Origin of the sequence: Flavobacterium lacus, assembly GCF_003268815.1 — a bacterium.
Taxonomy (GTDB): domain Bacteria; phylum Bacteroidota; class Bacteroidia; order Flavobacteriales; family Flavobacteriaceae; genus Flavobacterium; species Flavobacterium lacus.
In genome coordinates this window covers 100,033-123,104 of sequence record NZ_QLSV01000005.1, presented here as the reverse complement: position 1 = coordinate 123,104, position 23,072 = coordinate 100,033, and the positions used below count along the sequence as shown (strand labels likewise).

Here is a 23,072-nt window from a genome sequence, read left to right as displayed (position 1 = left end):
AGAAAAGAAAATAGACAAAACTGTTGAAGAAATTCAGCAGTTTTTTTATTTCCCAAAAACTGAAAACTGCGACTGAACACTAAAAACTGACCACTGCCAACTATCAAGCTGCCATTTCCCGCTTTCCACTCCAAGATTTTTTGTCTTGTTGGCATTTTCTATGCCAAAAAAGGAGCTTCACAAGGTCGCTCTTTTTCGGCAAGAAAATGTCCAACAAGCCTGCAAAATGCTTTCCGTTTCAACCTGCCTGCCGGTAGGCAGGTCGGGGGCAGACTCTGTGCAATCAAAGTTTTTCATAAAACATCAACCAGCAACAATCTCAGTAAGTTAATGGTTTTCTCAGTAAAAAAACTCTCGCAAAGTCGCAGAGTCGCAAAGGTTTTACTTGGCGTCTTTGCAACTTTGCGATAAAATGAAAAATAAAATTAATGACATTGACTCTTAACATTTAACAAGAACCTAACTTTTTGCGGTACATTAATTGATAATTTAGTAATCAAATTCAGTATAACTGTCCTATGATTATCAAAAACATAACTATTCTATTCCTAATTATTTTTAGCTCAATTACTGCACAAGAAATTCATCCAGTCGATAAAAAAGTACTCGACTATCCAAAATCCTTTTCATCCATCGATAAGTTGGCCGACAAAATCCAATCCGATTTCACCACCGACTACGATAAAGCCAGAGCTGTTTATGTTTGGATTGCCAATTCGGTAACCTATGACATGAAACTGGCACAATATCCAACCACCGATGTCATCAAATATGAATCAAAAGAACAATTTGATCAAAAAGTGGAAGAATTAAAACAAAAAAGAATCAATCAAGCTTTCCGAAGCCGAAAAGGAGTTTGTCAACATTTCACCGAATTATACCACGAAATTGCCGAAAGAGTTGGTTTAAAAATGCAATCCATTTCAGGATTTGGTCGTGTTTCTCCAAATCAAATCGGAGTTTCCTCCAAACCGTTAAATCATACGTGGAATGCCGTTTTTGCGGATAATCGTTGGATTTTACTCGATGCCACTTGGGGTTCAGGTTTTGCCGAATCCAGCTCATCTAAATTCAGCAAAAGATATAGTGATTTCTACTTTGACACACCTGAGCAACTCTTTTTTATGAAACATTTTCCCGAAGATGGAAAGTGGCTCGACAAAACATTAAACCGTGATTGGTTTGAAAATCTTCCGTTACATTATTTCCCTTTTCCCGAAAAAGGGATCGAATTGTTGGACAACAAAGGCGTTCTTCAAGCAGTGGATGGACAAAAACTGACTTTTAAATTAAAAAACTTAACGCAAACAGAGAACATACTTTTTGAAGGAAAGCCAAATCAGATTATACCATTTAAGCATACAATTTTAGAAGATAACGTAGTTGAATTTGAAATTATCTACAAAAAGCAATACGGAAGATTTATTACTATATATTTGGAGAATATAACCTTTGTCACTTTTAAAGTCCTACCTACTAAAAAATAGTTGATGAAAATTGTTAAATTAACTTTCAAATTACTGCTGAAATTTGTTTTATCAATCATCTTATTGTTGCTGATTTACGGAATTGCAGCAGTTGTTTTTTCCGTTATTCCGGTTAACAAAAATCAATCGGAGCAAACAAAAGAATACACCATATACATCAAATCAAACGGCGTGCACGCTGATTTGGTTTTTCCTGTCAAAACCGATTTAAAAGATTGGTCTGAGAAAATAAAATTTGAAAACATTCAATCCAAAGATTCAACTCATCAATTTCTAGCTTTCGGTTGGGGTGACAAAGGTTTTTATCTCGACACACCGGAATGGTCTGATTTAAAATTTAGCACAGCTTTCAACGCAGCCTTTAACCTCGGAACTTCGGCTATGCATACCACTTTTTACAAACAAATTCAGGAAAACAAAAATTGTGTAAAAATTGAAATTTCGAAAGAACAATATCAAAAATTAATTACTTTCATCGAAGCTAGTTTTCAATATGATACCAATGGAAATCCCATTTTTATCGAAGCCACAACCTATGGGAAAAATGACAGTTTTTATGAAGCACATCGAACCTACAACTTGTTTTATACTTGTAATACGTGGGCAAACCAAGCCCTAAAAAAAGCCGGTATGAAAGCCGCTTTTTGGACTCCGGCAGACAAAGGAATTTTTTATCATTATCGATAAAAACAAGTATCAGATAACAAACAACAGACAACAGTGACCCTGTCAATATGTTTCTTAATAACTTTAAACCATAATCCTTTCAAAATTTTGCTTTATCCGCTATATTAGCACAAAATCCATAATTCCGCTATGTCAGAGCAAAATCAATACACCGAAGACAATATTCGTTCCCTCGATTGGAAAGAACACATCCGAATGCGACCCGGTATGTATATCGGAAAACTGGGCGATGGTTCATCACCCGATGATGGTATCTATATATTGTTGAAAGAAACCTTAGATAACTGTATCGATGAATACGTGATGGGTGCCGGAAAAACCATTGAAGTGACTATCAAAGATAAACTCGTAACGGTTCGTGATTACGGTCGTGGAATTCCGCTAGGGAAAGTAGTAGATGTAGTTTCCAAAATGAATACCGGAGGTAAATACGATTCTAAAGCCTTCAAAAAATCAGTTGGTTTAAATGGAGTTGGAACAAAAGCCGTTAATGCATTGTCCAATTATTTTCGTGTAGAATCGGTTCGAGATAACCAACAAAAAGCAGCTGAATTCTCTGCCGGAAATTTAACCTTGGAGGAAGACATTCAAGAATCAACCAAACGTCGCGGAACCAAAGTAGCGTTTATTGCCGATGAAACGATTTTCAAGAATTACAAATACCGTAACGAGTATATTATCAAAATGCTCAAAAATTATTGTTATCTCAATACGGGATTAACAATTTATTACAATGGTGAAAAGTATTATTCTGAGAATGGTTTAAAAGATTTGTTGGAAGAAAATATTGCAGAGGAAGATATGATTTATCCAATTATTCATCTTTTAGGAGAAGACATTGAATTGGCCATCACACACAGCAAATCGCAATATTCCGAAGAATACCATTCGTTTGTAAACGGACAAAATACAACACAAGGTGGAACACATTTGACTGCTTTTCGTGAATCAATCGTGAAAACGATTCGTGAGTTTTATAAAAAAGATTTTGATCCTTCAGACATCAGAAAATCAATTGTTTCGGCTATTGCAGTGAAAGTAGAAGAACCGGTTTTTGAAAGTCAGACTAAAACCAAATTAGGTTCAACTGATATTGGTCCGAAAGGACCTACGGTTCGTACATTCATTAACGATTTCATATCCAAAAAACTTGATAATTTTTTACATAAAAATCCGGAAGTAGCCGATTTACTTTTGCGTAAAATCCTTCAAGCCGAAAGAGAACGTAAAGAACTTTCAGGAATACGAAAATTAGCAAAAGACCGAGCTAAAAAAGCGAGCTTGCATAATAAAAAATTACGTGATTGTCGTGTGCATTTAACCGATGCGAAAAATCCTAGAACGTTAGAAAGTACGCTTTTCATCACGGAAGGAGATTCGGCTTCGGGTTCAATTACTAAAAGTCGTGATGTAAACACGCAAGCCGTGTTTAGTTTACGAGGAAAGCCATTGAATTCGTATGGAATGAGTAAGAAAATTGTTTACGAAAACGAAGAATTCAACTTACTACAAGCGGCTTTAAATATTGAAGAATCAATGGAAGATTTGCGCTACAACAACATCGTCATTGCTACCGATGCCGATGTGGATGGTATGCACATTCGTTTGTTATTGATTACATTTTTCTTGCAGTTTTTTCCTGAATTAATTAAAGACGGCCATTTGTATATTTTGCAAACCCCGTTATTCCGAGTTCGAAATAAAAAAGAAACGATTTATTGTTATAGCGAGCAAGAACGAGTAGATGCCATTGAAAAATTAAAACCAAAACCGGAAATCACCCGATTCAAAGGATTAGGGGAAATTTCTCCCGATGAATTCAAGAATTTTATTGGCGAAAGCATTCGATTAGATCCGGTGATGTTGGATAAAGCCACTTCCATCGAAACCTTGTTGGAATTTTATATGGGTAAAAATACCCCGGACCGACAAGAATTTATTATTAATAACTTGAAGGTGGAGCTGGATACGATTGAGAAGAATTAAAGTTTAAAGGTTTAAGAGTTTAAAGGTTTAAGAGTTTAAAAGTTTAAGAGGTTAGGAGTTTAAGAGTTTAAGAGTTTAAAATTGTTAGGAGAAATTCAAAATAAAGTATTGTTTCATCAGGTTGTTGCATTAGTAAAAAATGCTCAACAACAAGTTATTCGTGCAATTAACTCAACAATGGTTTATACCTATTTTGAAATAGGAAGAATGATTGTTGAAGAAGAACAAAATGGAAAAGAAAGAGCAGCGTACGGCAAACAAGTTTTAAAAGAACTTTCAAAGGAATTGACTAAGGAGTTTGGGAAAGGGTTTTCTGTTGAAAATCTTGACAGAATGAGAATGTTTTATAGAACTTATTCAATTTCGTCATCACTGACGAGAGTATTAGAAATAGTAAATTCGTCGTCACTGATGACGAATTCTGATAATGAGAAAAACCAGTCAGTGACTGGGGAATTTGAAACACAAAAATCGCAGACACTGTTTTCGTTTTTTAAATTAACTTGGACACATTATGTTTTTTTAATGAGAATTGATGATGAAAATGAACGAAGTTTTTATGAAATTGAATCAATAAAAAACAATTGGAGTGTTCGCGAACTCAAACGACAATACGATTCCGCTCTATACACAAGATTAGCTTTGAGTAGAGATAAAGAAGGTGTTTTAAAATTGTCTCAAGAAGGTCAACTAATTGAAAAACCAAAAGACATCATTAAAGATCCATACATTTTAGAATTTCTTGGTTTACCCGAATTGCATCAGTATTCTGAATCAGAATTAGAACAAGAAATCATCAATAAATTAGAACATTTTCTGTTGGAATTAGGACAAGGATTTGCATTCGTGTCTCGTCAACAAAGAATTTCGTTTGATGATAAGCATTTCAGAATAGATTTGGTTTTTTATAACCGAGTGTTGCGAAGTTTTGTATTAATTGATTTAAAAATTGGCGAACTCAAGCATCAAGATTTAGGTCAGATGCAAATGTATGTGAATTATTATGACAGAGAAATGCGATTAAAAGGTGAAAATAAAACCATCGGAATTGTATTGTGTCAAAACAAAAGCAACTTGTTGGTAAAATATACTTTACCAGAAGGAAACGAACAAATTTTTGCCAGTAAATACAAAACCATTTTACCAAGCAAAGAAGATTTTAAACGATTGATTGAAGGTTAATAAGATACTGAAATTCTGAAATAAATTCAGAGCAAGTAAATTCAGCATAAATGAACGAAGACGAAGAAAAAATCATCCCAGACGATGAAAACGAAGAACTCAACGAGTCAACCCAAGAAAAAGGTTTTGACGACGTGAAAGTTTTTAGTAACAAACATTTTTACGAAAACGACGAAAACCCCGAAGATACCATCACTAAAGTGACGGGAATGTACAAGGATTGGTTTCTCGATTATGCTTCCTATGTAATTTTGGAGCGTGCGGTTCCGGCTATTGAAGATGGTTTTAAACCGGTTCAACGCCGAATTATGCATTCGATGAAAGAACTCGATGATGGTCGTTACAACAAAGTGGCGAATATCGTTGGTCACACGATGCAGTATCACCCGCACGGAGATGCGAGTATTGGTGATGCAATGGTGCAAATTGGTCAGAAAGATTTACTGATTGATATGCAAGGAAACTGGGGAAATATCTTAACCGGAGACAGTGCGGCAGCTTCCCGTTACATCGAAGCCCGAATTTCAAAATTGGGTCACGATATTTTATATTCTCCAAAAATTACCGAATGGGGAATGTCCTATGATGGTCGTCGTGCGGAACCTGTCAATCTTCCGGTAAAATTTCCGCTGCTGTTGGCTCAGGGTGCCGAAGGAATTGCCGTTGGTTTATCCACGAAAGTGCTACCACACAATTTCATTGAATTGATTGATTGTTCGGTTAAAATATTAAAAAACAAACCTTTTACTTTATTTCCCGACTTTCCAACCGCCGGAATTGCCGATGTTTCCAATTATAATGATGGATTGCGTGGTGGTCGTGTACGTGTGCGTGCCAAGATTTCGCAATTGGACAAGCAAACGTTGGTGATTACACAAATTCCGTTTTCTACCAATACTGGAACGTTGATTGACAGTATTCTGAAAGCCAACGAAAAAGGTAAAATTAAGGTCAAAAAAATTGAAGATAATACCGCTGCCGAAGTTGAAATTCTAATTCATCTTCCGCCTGGCGTTTCTCCGGATAAAACCATTGATGCGTTATATGCATTCACGGCTTGCGAAACTTCGGTTGCTCCGTTAGGTTGTGTGATTGAAAATCATAAACCGTTGTTTATCGGCGTTTCGGATATGTTGAAAATTTCGACCCATCGAACGATGGATTTGCTGAAACGGGAATTGGAAATTCAGTTGGATGAACTTGAAAACAAATGGCATTTTTCTACCTTAGAAAAAATATTCATTCGCGAAGAAATGTACATTGATTTCAAATTGTATTCGGATAGGGAGGCTTTATATGTTTACATGTATGATCGATTTAAGCCATTCTTAAAATCATTTGTTAGAGAAATTAATGATGATGATTTGCAGAAGTTGACGCAAATTCCGATGATTCGTATCACACGTTTCGATTCGGATAAAGCCGATGACGCCATTGCGAAGTTGGAAGCGGAAATGGAACAAGTGAAACATCATTTGAATAATATCATTGATTTTGCGATTGATTTCTTTTTGAAATTAAAAGACAAATACGGAAAAGGCAAAGAACGTCAAACCGAATTGCGAAGTTTTGATACCATTGAAGCCACCAAAGTGGTGTTGCGAAATACCAAATTATATGTCAATAAAGAAGAAGGTTTCCTTGGAACCGGACTCAAAAAAGACGAGTATGTGGCCGATTGTTCCGATATTGATGATGTGATTGTTTTTCTCCGTGACGGAAAAATGATGGTGACGAAAGTAGATGATAAAAAATTCATCGGAAAAGACATTATTCACATCGCCATTTTTGATAAAAACGATAAGCGAACCATTTATAATATGATTTATCGCGATGGAAAAAATGGTTCTACTTTCATCAAACGATTTAATGTTGCGGGTGTGACTAGAGATAAATTTTACGATTTGACTCAGGAAAAACCGGGATCTCAGACCTTATATTTTTCAGCCAATCCAAATGGAGAAGCAGAGGTAATTACTATTTTATTACGTCAGGTTGGAAGCATTAAAAAATTGAAATGGGATTTAGATTTTGCCGATATCGCTATTAAAGGTCGAGCTTCTCGCGGAAATACTGTCACAAAATATCCGATTAAAAAAATAGAATTAAAGGAAAAAGGAATATCCACCTTACGACCAAGAAAAATTTGGTTTGACGATACTGTGCAACGTCTGAATGTAGATGGAAGAGGTGAGTTGTTGGGTGAATTCCGTCCGAATGACCGAATTTTGGTGGTGAATCAATCCGGGAAATTAAAAACCATTATCCCTGAGCTCACAACGCATTTTGATGAAGACATGATTGTTTTGGAAAAATGGCATCCGAAAAAGCCGATTTCTGCCATCTATTACGATGGTGAAAAAGACCGCTACTATGTGAAACGTTTCTTGGTTGAGAATGAAAATAAAGAAGAAATCTTCATTTCGGAACACGAAAAATCGCAGTTAGAAATTGTTTCCACTGATTGGCGTCCGGTTGCTGAGGTCGTTTATGCCAAAGTGAAAGGTGTTCAAAAAGAAAATCAAACAGTTGATTTTGAGCAGTTTATTGCTATAAAAGGAATTAAAGCCCTCGGCAATCAATTAACTACAGATAAAATTAAACAAGTAAGTTTGTTAGAATCGCTTCCTTATGAAGAACCGGAAGAACAAGCTCCAGAGGAGATGGAAGTTTCCGGTGAAGATAATGTCTCTGATGATATTCATACGGAATTAGATGATGACGGACAGATAACACTAAGTTTAGATTAAATATGAAACCTGTAAGAATATAAAACTTACAGGTTTTTTTAAAACATGATTTTTATCCTATTTTGAGCCATAACTTATTTATAAATTCGTTTAAATTTAACACGATAAACTACAATGGATAATTTTCCTTCTGACATTGCAATTGCTCAAAATACAAAAATGCTTCACATCAAAGAAATTGCAGAAAAAATAAATATACCTGAGGAATCATTAGAATATTACGGTAAATACAAAGCTAAACTGCCTTTAGAATTACAATCAAGTAATCCAACAGGGAAATTAATTTTAGTTACAGCTATGTCTCCTACAAAATATGGTGAAGGGAAAACTACCATGGCAATTGGATTAACAGACGGCTTGAATTGTACTGAAAAAAACGCGATTGCAGTTTTACGCGAACCGTCATTAGGTCCGGTTTTTGGTTTAAAAGGAGGAGCTGCAGGTGGAGGATACGCACAAGTACTTCCGATGGAAGACATAAACTTGCATTTTACCGGAGATTTTTCTGCAATTGAAAAAGCAAATAACCTATTGTCAGCCTTGATTGATAATAACCTACAAAATAAGAAATATTCTTTAGAACTTGATCCAAAAACCATTGCTTGGAAACGTGTGATGGATATGAATGATCGTTCGCTACGAAAAATCATTATTGGGATTGGTGAAAAAAACGGAACCCTTCGTGAAGATGGTTTTAATATTACTCCGGCATCAGAAGTAATGGCCATACTTTGCTTATCAAAAGATTTTGAAGATTTAAAATTTCGTTTAGGAAATATCTTGATCGGAAAAAACAAAGATGGAAAACCAGTGTTTGCTAAAGATTTAAAAGCAGTTGGAGCGATGGCTGTCTTATTAAAAGATGCGATTAAACCGAATCTCGTTCAAACCATTGAAAAAAATCCGGCCATTTTACATGGAGGGCCGTTTGCCAGTATCGCTCAAGGAACGAATTCTGCAATAGCTACAAAAATAGGTTTGTCATTAGGAGATTATGTAGTCACAGAAGCAGGTTTTGGAGCCGATTTAGGTGCTGAAAAATTTTTTCACATCAAGTGTCAACAAACGGGGTTAAAACCGGATGCTGTTGTTTTAGTGGCAACATTAAGAGCCATAAAACACCATGGTGGATTGACGGCAGCTGAATTTAAAACAGAAAACGTTGCGGCAATCGAAAAAGGTTTCGCTAATCTAGAAAAACATATTGAAAATATTCAAAAATTTGGAATCAATCCAATCGTGTGTATTAATGCTTTTCCTGACGATTCACAAAATGAATACAATAAACTAATCGCATTATGTGCTTTAAAAGGAGTAACTGCTGTTGTTAGTACTGCTTTTGCCCACGGTGGAAAAGGTTCAATTGATTTGGCTCAAGTAGTTGTAGATGAAATAAATAATGAAAACAGCAATTATAAACCGCTTTATCAACCTTCAGATAGTATCGAAAACAAAATAAATACCATCGCAAAAGAAATTTATGGTGCCAGTTCTGTAGAATATTCTTCAACAGCCAAAATGCAATTAAAAGAGATTATAGAATTTGGATTTAATAATTTCGCAATATGTATGGCAAAAACACCGGCAAGCTTTTCGGAAAATGAAAAATTGATTGGAAGGCCATCAGATTTTAAAATAACTGTCCGAGAATTTGAAATTGCCAGCGGAGCACAATTCATCATTCCACTTTTAGGTGATGTGATGCGAATGCCCGGATTGCCATCAGTACCAAATGCAGAACAAATAGACATTGATAATAATGGTGTTATTTCCGGCTTGTCTTAAGTAAATCTGCTTTCTTCTATCATTCTTCAATAATCTTGTTTATTATTTTACCTCGTTTAAAATTTCAATTAGTTTCAATTCTTTTCTAATTTGTTTGATTAAAAAATAGCCAAAGACAAAGAAAAAACCATAACCACTTACCAAACAATAAATATAAAATCCGTTACTGAAAATCGCTTTAAAAGTCGGTAAAAGCATTGTAAAACCTATAAAATAACTGATGTAAATGATTGGTGTTAGAATTAGATGAATCTTTTTTCGCCATTCATAAAATGTTTTTACTTTTTGAGTATAGTCTATTAATGATAAATCCGGTTTTATGCTCTTTAATTTTGTAGAACTGTTGATTTCCAATATAATTCTAAAAATCAACATACCAATCATTACACTCAAACCAATGGTGAGCGAATTAAATTGATGCGAATTCGTCCAAAAAAAGTAAAACAATAAAATCAAAACGGTCACAGAAATAATTCCGATTGTCCAATAATGATTTTGTTTTAAGGTTTTGGTATGTTCCTTCGCTTTAGCAATTAATGCTGAAGCAGTGGTGTTTGGTTTGGCCTCCGGTTGCGAATTCCAGATTTCTTGTATGTTATTAAATTCTGTCATTTTTGTACACATTGGGTTAAACTTTTTTTAATGCGATGAATTCGAACACGAAGTGTTTCTTCGGTCAAACCCACCACTTGAGCAATTTCGTTGTATTCCATTCCTTCTAAAACCATCAGAATAATCATTTTTCCCATTTCATCCAATTTTTGAATACAAGCATACATTTTGCTTAATTTTTCTTCGATTTCAGGCGAATAATTTTCGGTTATAAGGTTTGGAAATTGTTCAGAACGGATTTCTTTTTTAGTTGATTTCTTTCGTAAATACACCAAACAAGTGTTTACAGCGATTCTGAAAATCCACGTACTAATACTAGATTCATTTCTAAAAGAATCTAAATTCTCCCAAACTTTAATAAAAACTTCTTGGGAAGCATCGGCGGCGAAATCAACATCACCATTGAAATAGCCTTTGCACAATCGCAAAACCTTGGGATAATGTGTGTTGAATAGTTCGTTAAATTTGGCTTGCTTTTCCAAGTTAGTTCAAATTTTCGATTAGATTCTTCATAAACCATTCCGGTTGATCATACATTACAAAATGAGCGGCATTTTCGGCGTAATTTATTTTTACAGCCGGTAATTTTTCAAATTGTGCTTGATAGGTTTTTTCAACCGTAGCTCTATCCGGAAAAGTAGCAGCTAAGATAATCACCGGAATTTTTATTTTTGAAATTTCTTCTCTTAAATCTAAATTCAGCATATCCATATAGCCATTCACATACGTTTTTCGATCGGCTTTGTTTATCATTTCAAGAATCACTTTTTGCTTTTCTTGATTTTTACACATAAACTGAACTTGTTGAGCATTCATTCCTTTAAAAGTTGCATCATCCATTTGCAACATCATTTTGCTTTGTGGATTGTCATAGGGGATTTTTTCACCATTGTAATTTGGAATCATCAATGCAGCGGAGCAGGGAAGTGCATCAACGGCAATCACTTTTTTAAATAAATCGGGTTCAGAAGATGCCAACCAATAACTCAATGTTCCACCCAAACTATGTCCAATTAAAGTAGGTTTACTGATTTTGTTTGATTTGGTGTAAACAATAATTTCTTCTTTGATAGTTGAAAACCAAGGCATTTCAATTGGAGCAACATCACCAAAACCGGCAAATGTAAAAATGTGGCATTCGTGGGTTTTGGAAAGTTCGAAAACAGTGTCGTTCCAAAGTTCGCCCGTACATCCAAAACCTGGAAATAAAAAAACAGCATCTCCTTTTCCTTTGACAGTTACGTCAAATGATTTTTGAGCATACATTGAAGTTACTAATGAACTTACAAGTGATAAAATAAAAAATGTAACAGTTTTCATAAGTTGTGATTTTTAAAAGTTTTTCTTTTGATTCATCACGATGAAAATTGTTACATCTTTTTATTCTTTTTTTTAAGTAGAGATATTTTTCTTTCTCATTTTCATATTAATAAATTCAACACCTAACGAAAAGGCAATGGCAAAATAAAGATAACCTTTAGGTACCGCACCAACTTCTTGGTCAAATACTTTTGCATGAGCCAAGTGAGCACTTTCTGTGATTAACATAAATCCGATGAGAATCAGAAAAGCTAACCCTAGGACTTGAATGGATGGGTGATTGTTTACAAAATTACCAACCGGAACGGCAAAAAACATCATAATAGAAACAGCAACAACAACAGCAATTATCATAATTGTTAAGGCACCCGGAACGCCATTGGTCATTCCAACTGCAGTTAAAATACTATCGACAGAAAAAACCAAATCGATTAAAAGAATTTGAAAAATAACATTACCAAATGATTTTACAGCGGCTTTTTTCAAGCTAAGTGCCTCTTCACCGGAATGTTCAACTTTTTCACGAATTTCTTTAGTGCTTTTGTAAATTAAAAACAAACCACCGAGAAAAAGTATAATACTCTGACCGGTGACATCTACATCAAACCACGACCAATCAATATGAAAAAAGGGTTCTTTCATTGCAATTAGAACTGTAATTCCAAATAAAAGTGCGATTCGCATGAACATAGCTAAAAATAATCCAACTCGGATGGCTTTTTTACGTTGCTCTTCCGGAAGTTTTCCTGCTACAATTGAAATAAAAATAATATTGTCTATTCCTAGAATTACCTCTAAGAATGTCAATGTCAATAAGGCAATCCAGGTATCTGGATTTAAAAATATTTCCATAAAATTAAAACTAAAATTGAATATAAAAAAGTGCTTGTTATCGTTTGGTAACCACTCCTTTTTGTTTGGCACCTTCGCCTACAAAAGAATATTCAAATGTATAATTTTTTTCGGTTGTGGTTAGAATTTTCATGTGAATTGCTTTTTTTTCCTTCATGCCTTTCGGATGAAGCTTTTGCAAGACAAATTCGCAATCATTTAACCATCGAACGGAGGAGGTATCTGTTTTACCGCGAAAGGTTTCTATTTGTAACGTATCATTTCGTTCAAAAAGAGAAATTTCTATTTTGCCATCAATTTCTTGTTCAAACTCAAATTTTCCGGTTTTAAAATCGGTGCAATTGCGTTCTTGTTGGTAGCAGGAAATAAATAGTAAAGATAAGATTGGAAGTATTTTTTTCATATTAATTTTGATTATCATCAAATAAACTTTTCATCATAATTTTTATGCCTTTAAACATAAATGAGGCAGCAGTGATACAGACAAAAATGCCAACACCCAAAACAATGTAATGCACCCAAGTATGTTTGTTCATAAAAGCATTATGAATGAGAATTGGTCCCAAAAACATCAATGGAATGGAACCGACGGCATATTTTATTCCTTTAAAAAGGAGTTCTTTTGAATCAGACATATTAGAAAGTGATTTGGAAGCCTATTCCGTTCTGGTTGGTAATGAACGAAAAATCTTGTATTTCAATAGCTTTAGTATAAACTAAACGTTTATTATGTTCGTGAACCGTTTTTTTAATTTTATTGGAAAAACCCACTTTAACCGGAATTGAAAGTAGCAGCGAACCAACTCCTATATACGTTAGTGCAGTAGGATATTTAACATCAGCTGTAGCACCAATAGCTATATCAGCTACAACTAGAGTGGCACCTCCAATCAACATAACATTTCCAATGGTTTTCTTTTCTCTTCCTTCATTGTATAAATTCAAAAGTGAAGGATTAGTAGAAATAATATTTCGTACCTCGTCCGGGCTTAGTTTAATGCCATTTGAGTCTGAAATTTTTCCGTTCCCTTTATAAACCAGCTGTTGAGAAAAGGTAAGAGTAGATAAAAATAGAAACGTCAGACAAAAAAGATTTTTCATTTGTTAAAAGTTTAATTGATTTAATAACTATTTTGTGAAGTTTTCCACCGCTTTTCGAACACTGCCATATTGCTCCAACAAAACGCCAGCCTTTTCATAATTCACCGGAATTTCACTCATAATCATTCGAATGCCACGATCTACTAATTTATTGTTACTCAATTGCATATCCACCATTTTGTTGCCTTTCACTTTCCCGAGTTGAATCATCGTAGCGGTTGAAATCATATTCAAAACCAACTTTTGTGCAGTTCCTGCTTTCATACGTGAACTTCCGGTTACAAATTCGGGTCCAACCACAACTTCAATAGGAAATTGCGAAACTTTTGAAAGCGGACTCCCTTCGTTGCAAGTAATACAACCTGTTGGAATGTTATTTTGATTGCATTTTTCCAAACCGCCAATCACATACGGCGTAGTTCCGGAAGCAGCAATGCCAATCACAAAATCATTTTGATTGATGTTGAATGCTGATAAATCTTTCCAAGCTTGTTCAGTATCATCTTCGGCAAATTCTACCGCCTTTCGGATGGCTTTGTCTCCACCGGCAATGATTCCCACAACCAAATCAAATGAAACTCCAAAAGTGGGCGGACATTCCGAAGCATCTACAACACCCAGTCTTCCTGATGTTCCGGCTCCGATATAAAAAAGTCTCCCGCCATTTTTCAATTGACTAACCACTTTTTGAACGGTTTTTTCAATTTGTAGCAACGCTTTTTCAACTGCTAATGGAACGGTTTTATCTTCATTATTAATGTTTTGTAATAATTCGGAAACTGACATCTTTTCCAGATGTTCGTAGTTGGAGGATTGTTCGGTAGTTTTGGTAAAAGACATACTTTTAATTTTCACTCAAAGATAAGTGAATTTTGAATGTTCCCAAAGTTGAAAATAGTAAAAAAAAGTTGCTGAGTTGCTGAGTTACTGAGAAGCTGAGTATATTTTGATTACAATGACGAAATATAACTTCACCCCAAATCAGAAAACCGACAACCGACAACTGAAATATTAATGCGAATGCCCCATTTCCATCACATAAGCCAACAAAAACCCCAATACAATCATCGAAATTTTTGCTAAATTGAATTTGTGACCTTCGTTACTTTCAAAAATAATGGTAGAAGAAATGTGAAATAAAATACCAACTACAATGGCTGAAATTTCTTTGGAATAATGTTGAGCAAAATGCAAATGTTCCGCTAATAAAGTTCCGATTGGCGTCATCAAAGCAAACGAAAACATAAAGGCAAAAACCATCCATTTATTCATTTTCGCATTTACAAAAAACAGTGTCAAAATAATGGCGATAGGGAAGTGGTGTACTGCAATTCCATAAGCCAAGTTGGTGTTTTCGTGAATTGGAAATCCTTCTAGTAAGGCGTGAATACACAAACTAATAAACAATAACCACGGAATGTGATGCACTTCATTATTTTCATCCGTATGCACGTGAACGTGACCGTGTTCAGCACCTTTGGAGAAAAATTCTAAGATAATTTGGAACAAGATTCCAATCATAATAAATACGCCTACGGGAATGCTCGAATGCACATGTTCGCCTTCATGAACATGATGAGAATCTTCAAATAATTCAGGAAGTAAATGCAAAACCGTTAGTGAAAGCAAAAAAGCTCCACTAAAAGCCAGTAATAATTTGATGTTTTTTTTCTTTTGAGGTTTTAAAAATAAAGCAATCAAAAAACCTAAAATAACAGCCGAAAAAGTGATAATGTACTGCATTATTTGAAAATCATAATTAAACGTTCAGATTGTGCTTTGTAGAATTTTCGAAGTTTATAGTCACCAAAAACATCCAATAAATAAATTCCGGCTTCCTCCATCATTTTCTCAAAATCGGCTAATCGGAGGGCTTGCACTTTTTCAGTAAAATGAAACTCTTTTCCTTTATCCGAAAACGAAATTTCTTTGTAAATATGATTGTCTTTTTCATATCGTTTAATATGAAAATCGATACCATCCACGGTTTTTGTTTCTTCCGGAATTAAATTTTCTATCACATGATCAACATTCATAAAATCAATCACGGCAAAACCGTATTCGGTTAAGCTGTCGCGAATGGCCTTTAGCGTCGTTAAATTATCCGCATCATCTTCAAAATAACCAAAACTAGTGAATAAATTGAAAATGGCATCAAACTTTTCTTCAAACGAAATCCGCATATCGTGTACCTCAAAATGCAATTTATCATTGGCTGATTTCGATGCTTCATTAATACTGTTTTCAGACAAATCAGCTCCGGTTACCTCATAACCCAATTGATTTAAATAGATGGAATGACGACCCTTTCCACAAGCTAAATCTAAAATATTGGCTTCTTCAGGTAAATTCAAATATTCGGTTAAATTATCCATAAACACTTGAGCTTCTTCATAATCTCGATCTTTATAAAGAATATGATAATAAGGTGTGTCAAACCAGGAAGCGTACCAATTATCGGTAATTGGTGATGGTTGATGGGTGATAGGTGGTTTAGATTCTGACATTAATTGGTTTGATGCTTTAAGAACGTGCAAATTTAGTGTATTTTTGCCAAGTTTTACAGATTTAAACAGACATGGAAAAGAATTTTAAGATGGTAGCCAAAACCTTTTTTGGTTTTGAAGAGATTTTAGCTAAAGAAGTACAGCAATTAGGCGGACAAGATGTGCAAACCGGAACGCGAGTTGTTACTTTTTCCGGCGATAAAGGTTTTATGTACAAAGCTAATTTATCGTTGCGAACAGCTCTGAAAATTTTGAAACCTATTAAATGGTTTAAAGTATTTAATGACAAGAGTTTATATGATGGAATTGCAAGTATCGATTGGAGTCAATTCATGAATGAAAAACAAACTTTTGTGGTGGATGTAACGCTGTATTCTGAAGCGTTTAACAACTCTCAGTTTGTAGCTTTAAAGACTAAAGATGCCATTGTGGATCAATTTCGCGAAAAAACCGGCGTTCGTCCGAGTATTGATAAAGATTTTCCGGATTTGCGAATTCACATTCACTTAGACCGTGATCAATGTACAGTTTCATTGGATACCTCCGGTGAATCGTTGCACCAAAGAGGTTATCGTTCAGCTACGAATATCGCTCCGATAAATGAAGTTTTAGCAGCAGGAATGTTGATTCTTTCGGGTTGGGATGGAACTTCTCATTTTCTCGATCCAATGTGCGGAAGCGGAACCATTTTAGCCGAAGCAGCTATGATTGCGTGCAATATTCCGGCCAATATCAACCGAAAAGAATTCGCTTTTGAAAAATGGAATGATTGGGACAATGATTTATTTGACCAAATTATTGATAGTTTGATGAAAAAAACGCGTGAATTTCATTATACGATTAAAGGTTTTGATAAAGCTCCAAGTGCTGTTAGAAAAGCACAAGACAATATTCAAAATGCCAATTTGGATGATTATGTTACGATTGAACAGAAAGACTTTTTTGAAACGGAAAAACAAACCGAAGGACCACTTCATATGGTTTTTAATCCACCGTACGGTGAACGTTTGGATATCGATATGGAACGTTTTTACAGAGAAATTGGCGATACTTTTAAACAAGGTTACCCAAATACACAAGCTTGGTTTATCACGGCTAATCTAGAAGCTCTGAAATTCGTGGGATTAAAACCTTCCCGAAAAATCAAATTATTCAACGGAAAATTAGAAGCAAGGTTGTTGAAATATGATATTTACGAAGGTAGTAAACGAACGAAATTTCAGAGTAGAGAAGAGGAGTAGTTTATGAGTACAAAAATTTATCAATTAAGAAAGAAACCGCTGTTAGAATTTACATTGAATGAAAATGATTTTCGTTTAATTGACAATGATAATCCCTCAAACAATAGCTTGTTGACATTTAATTCGATTATTTCTGTTGAAATAGTAAGAGGCAAAACCAACTGGTTTATTTCAATTTTTAGTCTGATTATTGATTTAATTTTTGATTTTAGTAGTTTCAGTAATTACAAAGAAAAAGATAAATTAATCATTCAGACAAAGAATTCTACGATTGAAATACTACTTTTTAAAGTTGATAGAAGAGAAGCTGAAATGCTAGTTGATAGGTTCAAAACATCAATTAACAAATCAAAATAAACCTGAAAATTACCTGAGGATTTAAATAAAGAACGAGTTCTTTTTATTGAAAAGATGATTTAGTACTCCGAAAACTGAAGGCTACTCAGATTTTTATAAATACCACTTTCAATTTCTAAAAGTTCTTTGTGCGTGCCTTGCTCAGCAATCACTCCATTATTAAGCACAAAAATTGTATCCGCACTTCTAATGGTCGCTAACCGATGAGCAATAATGATACTCGTTCTACCTTTCATTAAGGTTTCTAACGCTTCCTGAACCAGTTTTTCACTTTCACTATCTAAAGACGAGGTTGCTTCATCTAAAATTAAGATACTCGGATTTTTTAGTAATGCCCGAGCAATAGCAATTCGTTGCCGTTGACCACCCGATAATTTAATTCCTCGTTCGCCCACTAAGGTTTCAAATTGTTCGGGAAAACCGGTAATGAAATCTAACGCATTGGCTTGTTGAGCTGCTATTTTTATTTCTTCAAAGGTAGCATCTGGTTTTCCATAGGCAATATTTTCTTTGATGCTTCCACCAAAAAGGATGACATCTTGCGGAACAATACTCATATTTCCTCGCAGTTGCTCCAAATCGTAGGAGTAGATGTCTTTATCATCAATTAAAATTTCTCCAGAGTTTAAATCATAAAAACGAAGCAGTAAGGCCGAAATTGTAGACTTACCAGCACCACTAGGTCCAACCAGTGCAATTTTTTGACCAAATTTTGCAGTAAATGAAACATCTTTTAAAACCTTAATTTCTTTACGAGAGGGATAACTAAAACTCACATTTTTAAAAGTTACATTTCCTTTAATTTTTTCAGAAACAATAGGTTGCTTGCCATTGATGTTTTCCGGTTGTTCGTCCAATAATTCAAAAACCCTCTCGGTTGCACCAACAGCCTTTTGAATTTGAGCATACAACTCGGCAATTCCACCAAAAGAGGCTCCTACAAAAGTGGAATATAATACGAATGTAATTAATTGTCCAACAGACATTTCTCCATTAATACTTAAAGTAACACCAAACCACACAACAGCGACAATAGCACCAAACAAACAAAAAATAATGAAGGAAGCAAAATAGCCACGATACTGACCACCTTTGATTGCAATTGATACAATTTCATTTATTTTACCTCGATAACGAGCAATTTCATACCATTCGTTCGCAAAAGCTTTGACATTGCTAATGCCTTGTAATGTTTCTTCAACAATCACCTGACTTTCGGCGACTTGGTCTTGAACTTTCTTAGAGTATTTGCGGATGAAACGACCGAATATGACTGCAGCGGCAGCTACCAAAGGGACAACAGCCAACATCATCAAGGTCAATTTAATACTTTCACTCGCTAATAGGATGACACCACCAATAATCAGAATAAACTGTCTTAAAAATTCGGCTATAGTAGTTGTTAATGTATCTTGAATTTGATTAATATCCGAACTGATGCGACTGTTTAATTCACCCACTCGTTTTTGGGAGAAAAAGTTCATCGGAAGTTTTATTAAATTGGAATACAAGGCAAAACGTAAATTGGCTAACGTGTTTTCGGTAAAATTCACAAATAAATATACCCTGAAAAATGAAAAAAAGGATTGTAAAAATAGTATTCCAATGAGACCTAAGGCAACGTTATTAGCTGCATTTATATCTTTGTCTTTAACACAATCGACAAGCATTCCCATTAATTTAGGGAAGGCTAGGGCAGTACCGCCGGTTAATAAAAGAAAAATTAAACCGATAAAAAATTTCCATCGATGGGTATCGGCATACTTAAATAGTAGCAATGCTTTGCTTAGTGATGAGGCAGTTATTTTTGCTTTGGGTAAATCGTTTTCTTTAAATCGAGCCATTATTTTTATGCAAAGTAAATAATTTTAAAGTAATTAGGTGAATGAACATTATATAAATTCCAGCCAATTAAAAACTAAAAAACTCTCCTGATAGAGAGTTTTAAAATGTATTTTAATCTGTATTATTCCTGCATCGTGTGATACACATTCATCACATCGTCATCTTCTTCAATTTTTTCTAAAAGTTTTTCTACGTCAGCCATTTGTTCAGCAGTCACTTCTTTGGTGATTTGTGGAATTCTTTCAAATCCCGATGATAAGATTTCTATATTTCTATTTTCCAATTCTTTTTGGATGGCTCCAAAGCTTTCAAAAGGTGCATACATTAGAATTCCGTCTTCATCTGCAAAAATTTCTTCTACACCAAAATCAATCATTTCTAATTCTAAATCGTCTACATTTTGCCCTTCAGCAGGAATTCTGAAGTTACATGTATGATCAAACATAAATTCAACAGAACCTTGTGTGCCCATCGTTCCGTTACATTTGTTGAAATAACTGCGGATGTTGGCTACCGTTCTATTGTTATTGTCTGTGGCTGTTTCAATCAAAATAGCAATTCCATGCGGTGCATACCCTTCGAACAAAACTTCTTTAAAGTTGGCTGTGTCTTTGTCTGACGCTTTTTTAATTGCTCGTTCCACATTGTCTTTCGGCATGTTGGCAGCCTTAGCATTCTGAATAACCGCACGTAAACGAGAGTTGGTTTCCGCATTCGGACCACCTTCTTTCACAGCCATTACAATGTCTTTTCCTATTCTGGTGAACGTTTTAGCCATCGCTGACCAACGTTTCATTTTTCGTGCTTTTCTAAATTCAAATGCTCTTCCCATTGCTTTTTATTTCAATATTCTGTTTTTCGTTGATCAGTTTAAAATTGTGATACAAAAATAATACTTAAACCGTTATTTCAAAATCTTTTACTTTTTATAAAACGGCATTTTCACTACCTTGGCTTTTACTTTATTATTTCTGATTTGAATGTAGATTTCAGAATCAGGGCTTGAAAATGCTGTTTTCACATAACCCATTCCGATTCCTTTTCCAACGGTTGGAGCCATGGTTCCTGAAGTTACGATTCCGATATTATTTCCGTCAGCATCCACAATTTCGTAGTCGTGACGTGGAATTCCTCGTTCCAACAATTCGAAACCAACTAATTTTTTGGTTACACCTTCTTCTTTTTGCTTTTTCAAATTTTCAGAATTGGTAAATTCTTTTGTGAATTTGGTAATCCATCCCAAACCGGCTTCTAATGGTGAAGTGGTGTCATTGATGTCGTTTCCATACAAACAAAAGCCCATTTCTAAACGTAACGTATCTCTGGCTGCCAATCCGATTGGCTTGATTCCGAACGATGCACCGGCTTCAAATACTTTGTTCCAAATTTGTTCTACTTCCGAATTTTTACAATAAATTTCAAATCCGCCTGAACCCGTGTACCCAGTTGCAGAAATGATTACATTTTCAATTCCGGCAAAATCAGCGACTTCAAAATGGTAATATTTAATTTCAGATAAATCGATAGATGTCAACGATTGCATTGCTTCCACCGCTTTTGGACCTTGAATGGCCAGTAAAGAATAATCTTCTGAAATGTTATTCATTTCTACACCTAAATCATTGTGCGAGGAAATCCAATCCCAATCTTTGTCAATATTAGATGCATTGACAACCAATAAATATTGCTCTTCTTTTATTTTATAAACAATTAAATCATCCACAATACCACCTTGATTATTAGGTAAGCAAGAGTATTGAGCTTTACCGATAGTTAAAGTAGAAGCATCGTTGGAAGTTACTTTTTGAATCAAAGCCAAAGCATTCGGACCGGTAAGTAAAAACTCACCCATGTGCGACACGTCAAAAACACCTACGCCATTACGCACGGTTTCGTGTTCAACGGTTACTCCTTCATATTGAACCGGCATGTTATAGCCGGCAAATGGTACTAATTTAGCTCCTAGACTTTCGTGAATGTGCGTTAATGCTGTATTTTTCATTAGTTTGTTGTGTAAAAATTGAAGTGGCTAATTTATTAAAAATAATACGATTTTTGAATGAAATTAATACTCAAATTTATTTAATTGTTACTATTTAATTCGATTACTCATTATTCTTGCATTTTTCAAAATTCTGTTAAAAAATATTTTTAATCACAACTCAAAAACCTATATTTACTTTTTATAAATAGTTACGATTACGATTAAAAAGATTGCATGAAGCCAGCAGAAAATATACTACCACAACGGCCTGAAAAAGAAATTATTGAACCCCAACTTAATTTGCTTTTAACCACCGATGAAGATGACGATCGGCCAGTTTATATATCCGGAAATTTTAACAATTGGATTACGCAAGACAAACATTTTTTAATGGAAAAGGTCGGAAAAGGCCTTTATCACTATAAATTTCCATTTGATTTTAAGTATCCCGACGAACTTTTGTACAAATTTACTCGCGGCGATTGGAGCGAAGTTGAAATTGATAAATATGGAAATCGGACAGAAAATCGTTCTTGTAAACAACATAGCGGCGTTAAAAAGGAACACGTAGCAAAATGGCGACACAATTGGTTGCCTTTTAAAACCAATTTTTTGCCCAAAGTGCATTTAGTTTCAGAAGAATTTGAAATTCCGCAATTGAATAAAAAACGAAAAGTTTGGGCCCTATTGCCACATGATTATGAAACATCAACCGTACATTATCCGGTGATGTATTTGCAAGATGCTCAGAATTTATTCAACGAAAAAGCTCAGTATGGTAATTGGGAAATTGATAAAAAATTAGCCGTAATGGCAGAATACAATATTGGAAACATTATCGTTGTTGCTGTGGAACATGCAGATAATGAGCGTATAATAGAATATAATGTGGGCAATACGGTTTTAGGATCTGGTCAAGGAAAAAAGTACATTCGTTTTTTAACCGATACGTTAAAACCATTTATTGATGATAATTTCAGAACAAAACCCGAGCGGGAATACACCGGAATTGGCGGTAGTTCAATGGGTGGATTAGTTAGTATTTTTAGTGGAATTATGTATCCGGAAGTCTTTGGAAAACTGATGATTTTTTCACCATCGCTGTGGGTGGTTCCCAAAATTAAATTGTCTTTCTTAGATATGGATGAGCCACAAGATACACGAATTTATTTGTATGCCGGTGGCGATGAAAGTGCTACTATGCTTGACCATGTCAAGAATTTTAAAAAACGCTTGCTCAAAAAAGATGCGTTGAACGATAAAATGAAAATCCGATTAAGCATCAACCAACTAGGAAAACACAACGAAGTCTATTGGAGTGATGAATTTCCAAAAGCGATAGAATGGCTATATTTTAGCACTAAAGAAGAATAATA

General features: G+C 34.8%; 22 protein-coding genes. 9 read left to right on the top strand and 13 right to left on the bottom strand.

Going from position 1 to position 23,072, the window contains the following annotated elements:
• The first annotated feature begins 518 nt into the window (after window positions 1–518).
• From B0I10_RS06515 to B0I10_RS06490, 6 genes are all read left to right on the top strand, one after another.
• Window positions 519–1,487: a transglutaminase domain-containing protein gene (locus B0I10_RS06515; protein ID WP_112085700.1), complete on the top strand. Its 969-nt coding sequence runs from the start codon at window positions 519–521 to the stop codon at window positions 1,485–1,487.
• Window positions 1,488–1,490: 3 nt separating this feature from the next.
• Window positions 1,491–2,174, top strand: a complete 684-nt coding sequence (locus B0I10_RS06510) for a TIGR02117 family protein (RefSeq protein WP_112085699.1) — start codon at window positions 1,491–1,493, stop codon at window positions 2,172–2,174.
• A gap of 129 nt (window positions 2,175–2,303) precedes the next feature.
• Window positions 2,304–4,160 (top strand): DNA topoisomerase IV subunit B, encoded by a 1,857-nt coding sequence (locus tag B0I10_RS06505; protein ID WP_112085698.1) that lies wholly within the window; start codon window positions 2,304–2,306, stop codon window positions 4,158–4,160.
• A gap of 81 nt (window positions 4,161–4,241) precedes the next feature.
• Complete coding sequence (locus B0I10_RS06500; RefSeq protein ID WP_112085697.1) at window positions 4,242–5,342, top strand: PDDEXK nuclease domain-containing protein; 1,101 nt, start codon at window positions 4,242–4,244, stop codon at window positions 5,340–5,342.
• A gap of 50 nt (window positions 5,343–5,392) precedes the next feature.
• Window positions 5,393–8,092: a DNA gyrase/topoisomerase IV subunit A gene (locus B0I10_RS06495; RefSeq protein ID WP_112085696.1), complete on the top strand. Its 2,700-nt coding sequence runs from the start codon at window positions 5,393–5,395 to the stop codon at window positions 8,090–8,092.
• A 114-nt stretch (window positions 8,093–8,206) separates the two neighbouring features.
• On the top strand, window positions 8,207–9,877 hold the full coding sequence (locus tag B0I10_RS06490) for a formate--tetrahydrofolate ligase (protein ID WP_112085695.1): 1,671 nt from the start codon (window positions 8,207–8,209) through the stop codon (window positions 9,875–9,877).
• A 42-nt stretch (window positions 9,878–9,919) separates the two neighbouring features.
• Here the strand turns inward: B0I10_RS06490 and B0I10_RS06485 are convergent, their stop codons facing one another.
• The 10 genes from B0I10_RS06485 to B0I10_RS06440 form a co-directional block, all read right to left on the bottom strand.
• Window positions 9,920–10,489: a hypothetical protein gene (locus tag B0I10_RS06485; RefSeq protein WP_112085694.1), complete on the bottom strand. Its 570-nt coding sequence runs from the start codon at window positions 10,487–10,489 to the stop codon at window positions 9,920–9,922.
• On the bottom strand, window positions 10,486–10,971 hold the full coding sequence (locus B0I10_RS06480; RefSeq protein ID WP_112085693.1) for an RNA polymerase sigma factor: 486 nt from the start codon (window positions 10,969–10,971) through the stop codon (window positions 10,486–10,488). The genes B0I10_RS06485 and B0I10_RS06480 overlap by 4 nt, the downstream gene beginning before the upstream one ends.
• 1 nt (window position 10,972) lies before the next feature.
• A complete protein-coding gene (locus B0I10_RS06475) occupies window positions 10,973–11,809 on the bottom strand; it encodes an alpha/beta fold hydrolase (protein ID WP_112085692.1) in 837 nt (278 codons plus the stop codon).
• Window positions 11,810–11,881: 72 nt separating this feature from the next.
• The gene (locus B0I10_RS06470) at window positions 11,882–12,661 is read right to left on the bottom strand and encodes a TerC family protein (protein WP_112085691.1); all 780 of its coding nucleotides are present in this window, start codon (window positions 12,659–12,661) and stop codon (window positions 11,882–11,884) included.
• A gap of 37 nt (window positions 12,662–12,698) precedes the next feature.
• The gene (locus tag B0I10_RS06465; RefSeq protein WP_112085829.1) at window positions 12,699–13,064 is read right to left on the bottom strand and encodes a DNA topoisomerase IV; all 366 of its coding nucleotides are present in this window, start codon (window positions 13,062–13,064) and stop codon (window positions 12,699–12,701) included.
• 1 nt (window position 13,065) lies between these two features.
• Window positions 13,066–13,296 (bottom strand): DUF6095 family protein, encoded by a 231-nt coding sequence (locus B0I10_RS06460; RefSeq protein ID WP_112085690.1) that lies wholly within the window; start codon window positions 13,294–13,296, stop codon window positions 13,066–13,068.
• Window position 13,297: 1 nt separating this feature from the next.
• Complete coding sequence (locus B0I10_RS06455; RefSeq protein WP_112085689.1) at window positions 13,298–13,762, bottom strand: hypothetical protein; 465 nt, start codon at window positions 13,760–13,762, stop codon at window positions 13,298–13,300.
• Window positions 13,763–13,789: 27 nt separating this feature from the next.
• Window positions 13,790–14,602 (bottom strand): N-acetylmuramic acid 6-phosphate etherase, encoded by an 813-nt coding sequence (gene murQ, locus B0I10_RS06450; RefSeq protein ID WP_112085688.1) that lies wholly within the window; start codon window positions 14,600–14,602, stop codon window positions 13,790–13,792.
• A gap of 171 nt (window positions 14,603–14,773) precedes the next feature.
• Entirely contained in the window at window positions 14,774–15,505 is a 732-nt protein-coding gene (locus B0I10_RS06445; RefSeq protein ID WP_112085687.1) for a ZIP family metal transporter, read from the bottom strand.
• Window positions 15,505–16,269, bottom strand: coding sequence for an SAM-dependent methyltransferase (locus B0I10_RS06440; protein ID WP_112085686.1), 765 nt, complete (start codon window positions 16,267–16,269; stop codon window positions 15,505–15,507). The genes B0I10_RS06445 and B0I10_RS06440 overlap by 1 nt, the downstream gene beginning before the upstream one ends.
• Window positions 16,270–16,340: 71 nt before the next feature.
• On the opposite strand from B0I10_RS06440, the gene B0I10_RS06435 reads away from it, so the two are divergent.
• Both B0I10_RS06435 and B0I10_RS06430 read left to right on the top strand, forming a co-directional pair.
• Window positions 16,341–17,510 carry a THUMP domain-containing class I SAM-dependent RNA methyltransferase gene (locus B0I10_RS06435; RefSeq protein ID WP_112085685.1) on the top strand — a complete coding sequence of 390 codons (1,170 nt, stop codon included), beginning with the start codon at window positions 16,341–16,343 and terminating at the stop codon, window positions 17,508–17,510.
• Window positions 17,511–17,513: 3 nt separating this feature from the next.
• Window positions 17,514–17,867: a hypothetical protein gene (locus tag B0I10_RS06430; RefSeq protein WP_112085684.1), complete on the top strand. Its 354-nt coding sequence runs from the start codon at window positions 17,514–17,516 to the stop codon at window positions 17,865–17,867.
• Between the two features lie 59 nt (window positions 17,868–17,926).
• Here B0I10_RS06430 and B0I10_RS06425 read toward each other — a convergent pair whose 3' ends face one another.
• From B0I10_RS06425 to gcvT, 3 genes are all read right to left on the bottom strand, one after another.
• The gene (locus tag B0I10_RS06425; RefSeq protein ID WP_112085683.1) at window positions 17,927–19,711 is read right to left on the bottom strand and encodes an ABC transporter ATP-binding protein; all 1,785 of its coding nucleotides are present in this window, start codon (window positions 19,709–19,711) and stop codon (window positions 17,927–17,929) included.
• A 122-nt stretch (window positions 19,712–19,833) separates the two neighbouring features.
• Window positions 19,834–20,544, bottom strand: a complete 711-nt coding sequence (locus B0I10_RS06420) for a YebC/PmpR family DNA-binding transcriptional regulator (RefSeq protein ID WP_112085682.1) — start codon at window positions 20,542–20,544, stop codon at window positions 19,834–19,836.
• Window positions 20,545–20,631: 87 nt separating this feature from the next.
• Window positions 20,632–21,714 carry a glycine cleavage system aminomethyltransferase GcvT gene (gcvT, locus tag B0I10_RS06415; protein WP_112085681.1) on the bottom strand — a complete coding sequence of 361 codons (1,083 nt, stop codon included), beginning with the start codon at window positions 21,712–21,714 and terminating at the stop codon, window positions 20,632–20,634.
• A 216-nt stretch (window positions 21,715–21,930) separates the two neighbouring features.
• Here gcvT and B0I10_RS06410 point away from each other — a divergent pair, with 216 nt between their 5' ends.
• Complete coding sequence (locus tag B0I10_RS06410; RefSeq protein ID WP_112085680.1) at window positions 21,931–23,070, top strand: alpha/beta hydrolase; 1,140 nt, start codon at window positions 21,931–21,933, stop codon at window positions 23,068–23,070.
• The last annotated feature ends 2 nt before the right edge of the window (window positions 23,071–23,072 follow it).

What these genes read in the sequence shown, in the direction of transcription:
- B0I10_RS06445 (WP_112085687.1), bottom strand. Translation starts at nt 15,505, where the DNA reads ATGCAGTACATTATCACTTTTTCGGCTGTTATTTTAGGTTTTTTGATT.
- B0I10_RS06410 (WP_112085680.1), top strand. Translation starts at nt 21,931, where the DNA reads ATGAAGCCAGCAGAAAATATACTACCACAACGGCCTGAAAAAGAAATT.
- B0I10_RS06435 (WP_112085685.1), top strand. Translation starts at nt 16,341, where the DNA reads ATGGAAAAGAATTTTAAGATGGTAGCCAAAACCTTTTTTGGTTTTGAA.
- B0I10_RS06515 (WP_112085700.1), top strand. Translation starts at nt 519, where the DNA reads ATGATTATCAAAAACATAACTATTCTATTCCTAATTATTTTTAGCTCA.
- B0I10_RS06420 (WP_112085682.1), bottom strand. Translation starts at nt 20,544, where the DNA reads ATGGGAAGAGCATTTGAATTTAGAAAAGCACGAAAAATGAAACGTTGG.
- gcvT (WP_112085681.1), bottom strand. Translation starts at nt 21,714, where the DNA reads ATGAAAAATACAGCATTAACGCACATTCACGAAAGTCTAGGAGCTAAA.
- B0I10_RS06490 (WP_112085695.1), top strand. Translation starts at nt 8,207, where the DNA reads ATGGATAATTTTCCTTCTGACATTGCAATTGCTCAAAATACAAAAATG.
- B0I10_RS06460 (WP_112085690.1), bottom strand. Translation starts at nt 13,296, where the DNA reads ATGTCTGATTCAAAAGAACTCCTTTTTAAAGGAATAAAATATGCCGTC.
- B0I10_RS06440 (WP_112085686.1), bottom strand. Translation starts at nt 16,269, where the DNA reads ATGTCAGAATCTAAACCACCTATCACCCATCAACCATCACCAATTACC.
- murQ (WP_112085688.1), bottom strand. Translation starts at nt 14,602, where the DNA reads ATGTCTTTTACCAAAACTACCGAACAATCCTCCAACTACGAACATCTG.
- B0I10_RS06470 (WP_112085691.1), bottom strand. Translation starts at nt 12,661, where the DNA reads ATGGAAATATTTTTAAATCCAGATACCTGGATTGCCTTATTGACATTG.
- B0I10_RS06425 (WP_112085683.1), bottom strand. Translation starts at nt 19,711, where the DNA reads ATGGCTCGATTTAAAGAAAACGATTTACCCAAAGCAAAAATAACTGCC.
- B0I10_RS06455 (WP_112085689.1), bottom strand. Translation starts at nt 13,762, where the DNA reads ATGAAAAATCTTTTTTGTCTGACGTTTCTATTTTTATCTACTCTTACC.
- B0I10_RS06465 (WP_112085829.1), bottom strand. Translation starts at nt 13,064, where the DNA reads ATGAAAAAAATACTTCCAATCTTATCTTTACTATTTATTTCCTGCTAC.
- B0I10_RS06495 (WP_112085696.1), top strand. Translation starts at nt 5,393, where the DNA reads ATGAACGAAGACGAAGAAAAAATCATCCCAGACGATGAAAACGAAGAA.
- B0I10_RS06505 (WP_112085698.1), top strand. Translation starts at nt 2,304, where the DNA reads ATGTCAGAGCAAAATCAATACACCGAAGACAATATTCGTTCCCTCGAT.
- B0I10_RS06475 (WP_112085692.1), bottom strand. Translation starts at nt 11,809, where the DNA reads ATGAAAACTGTTACATTTTTTATTTTATCACTTGTAAGTTCATTAGTA.
- B0I10_RS06485 (WP_112085694.1), bottom strand. Translation starts at nt 10,489, where the DNA reads ATGACAGAATTTAATAACATACAAGAAATCTGGAATTCGCAACCGGAG.
- B0I10_RS06510 (WP_112085699.1), top strand. Translation starts at nt 1,491, where the DNA reads ATGAAAATTGTTAAATTAACTTTCAAATTACTGCTGAAATTTGTTTTA.
- B0I10_RS06430 (WP_112085684.1), top strand. Translation starts at nt 17,514, where the DNA reads ATGAGTACAAAAATTTATCAATTAAGAAAGAAACCGCTGTTAGAATTT.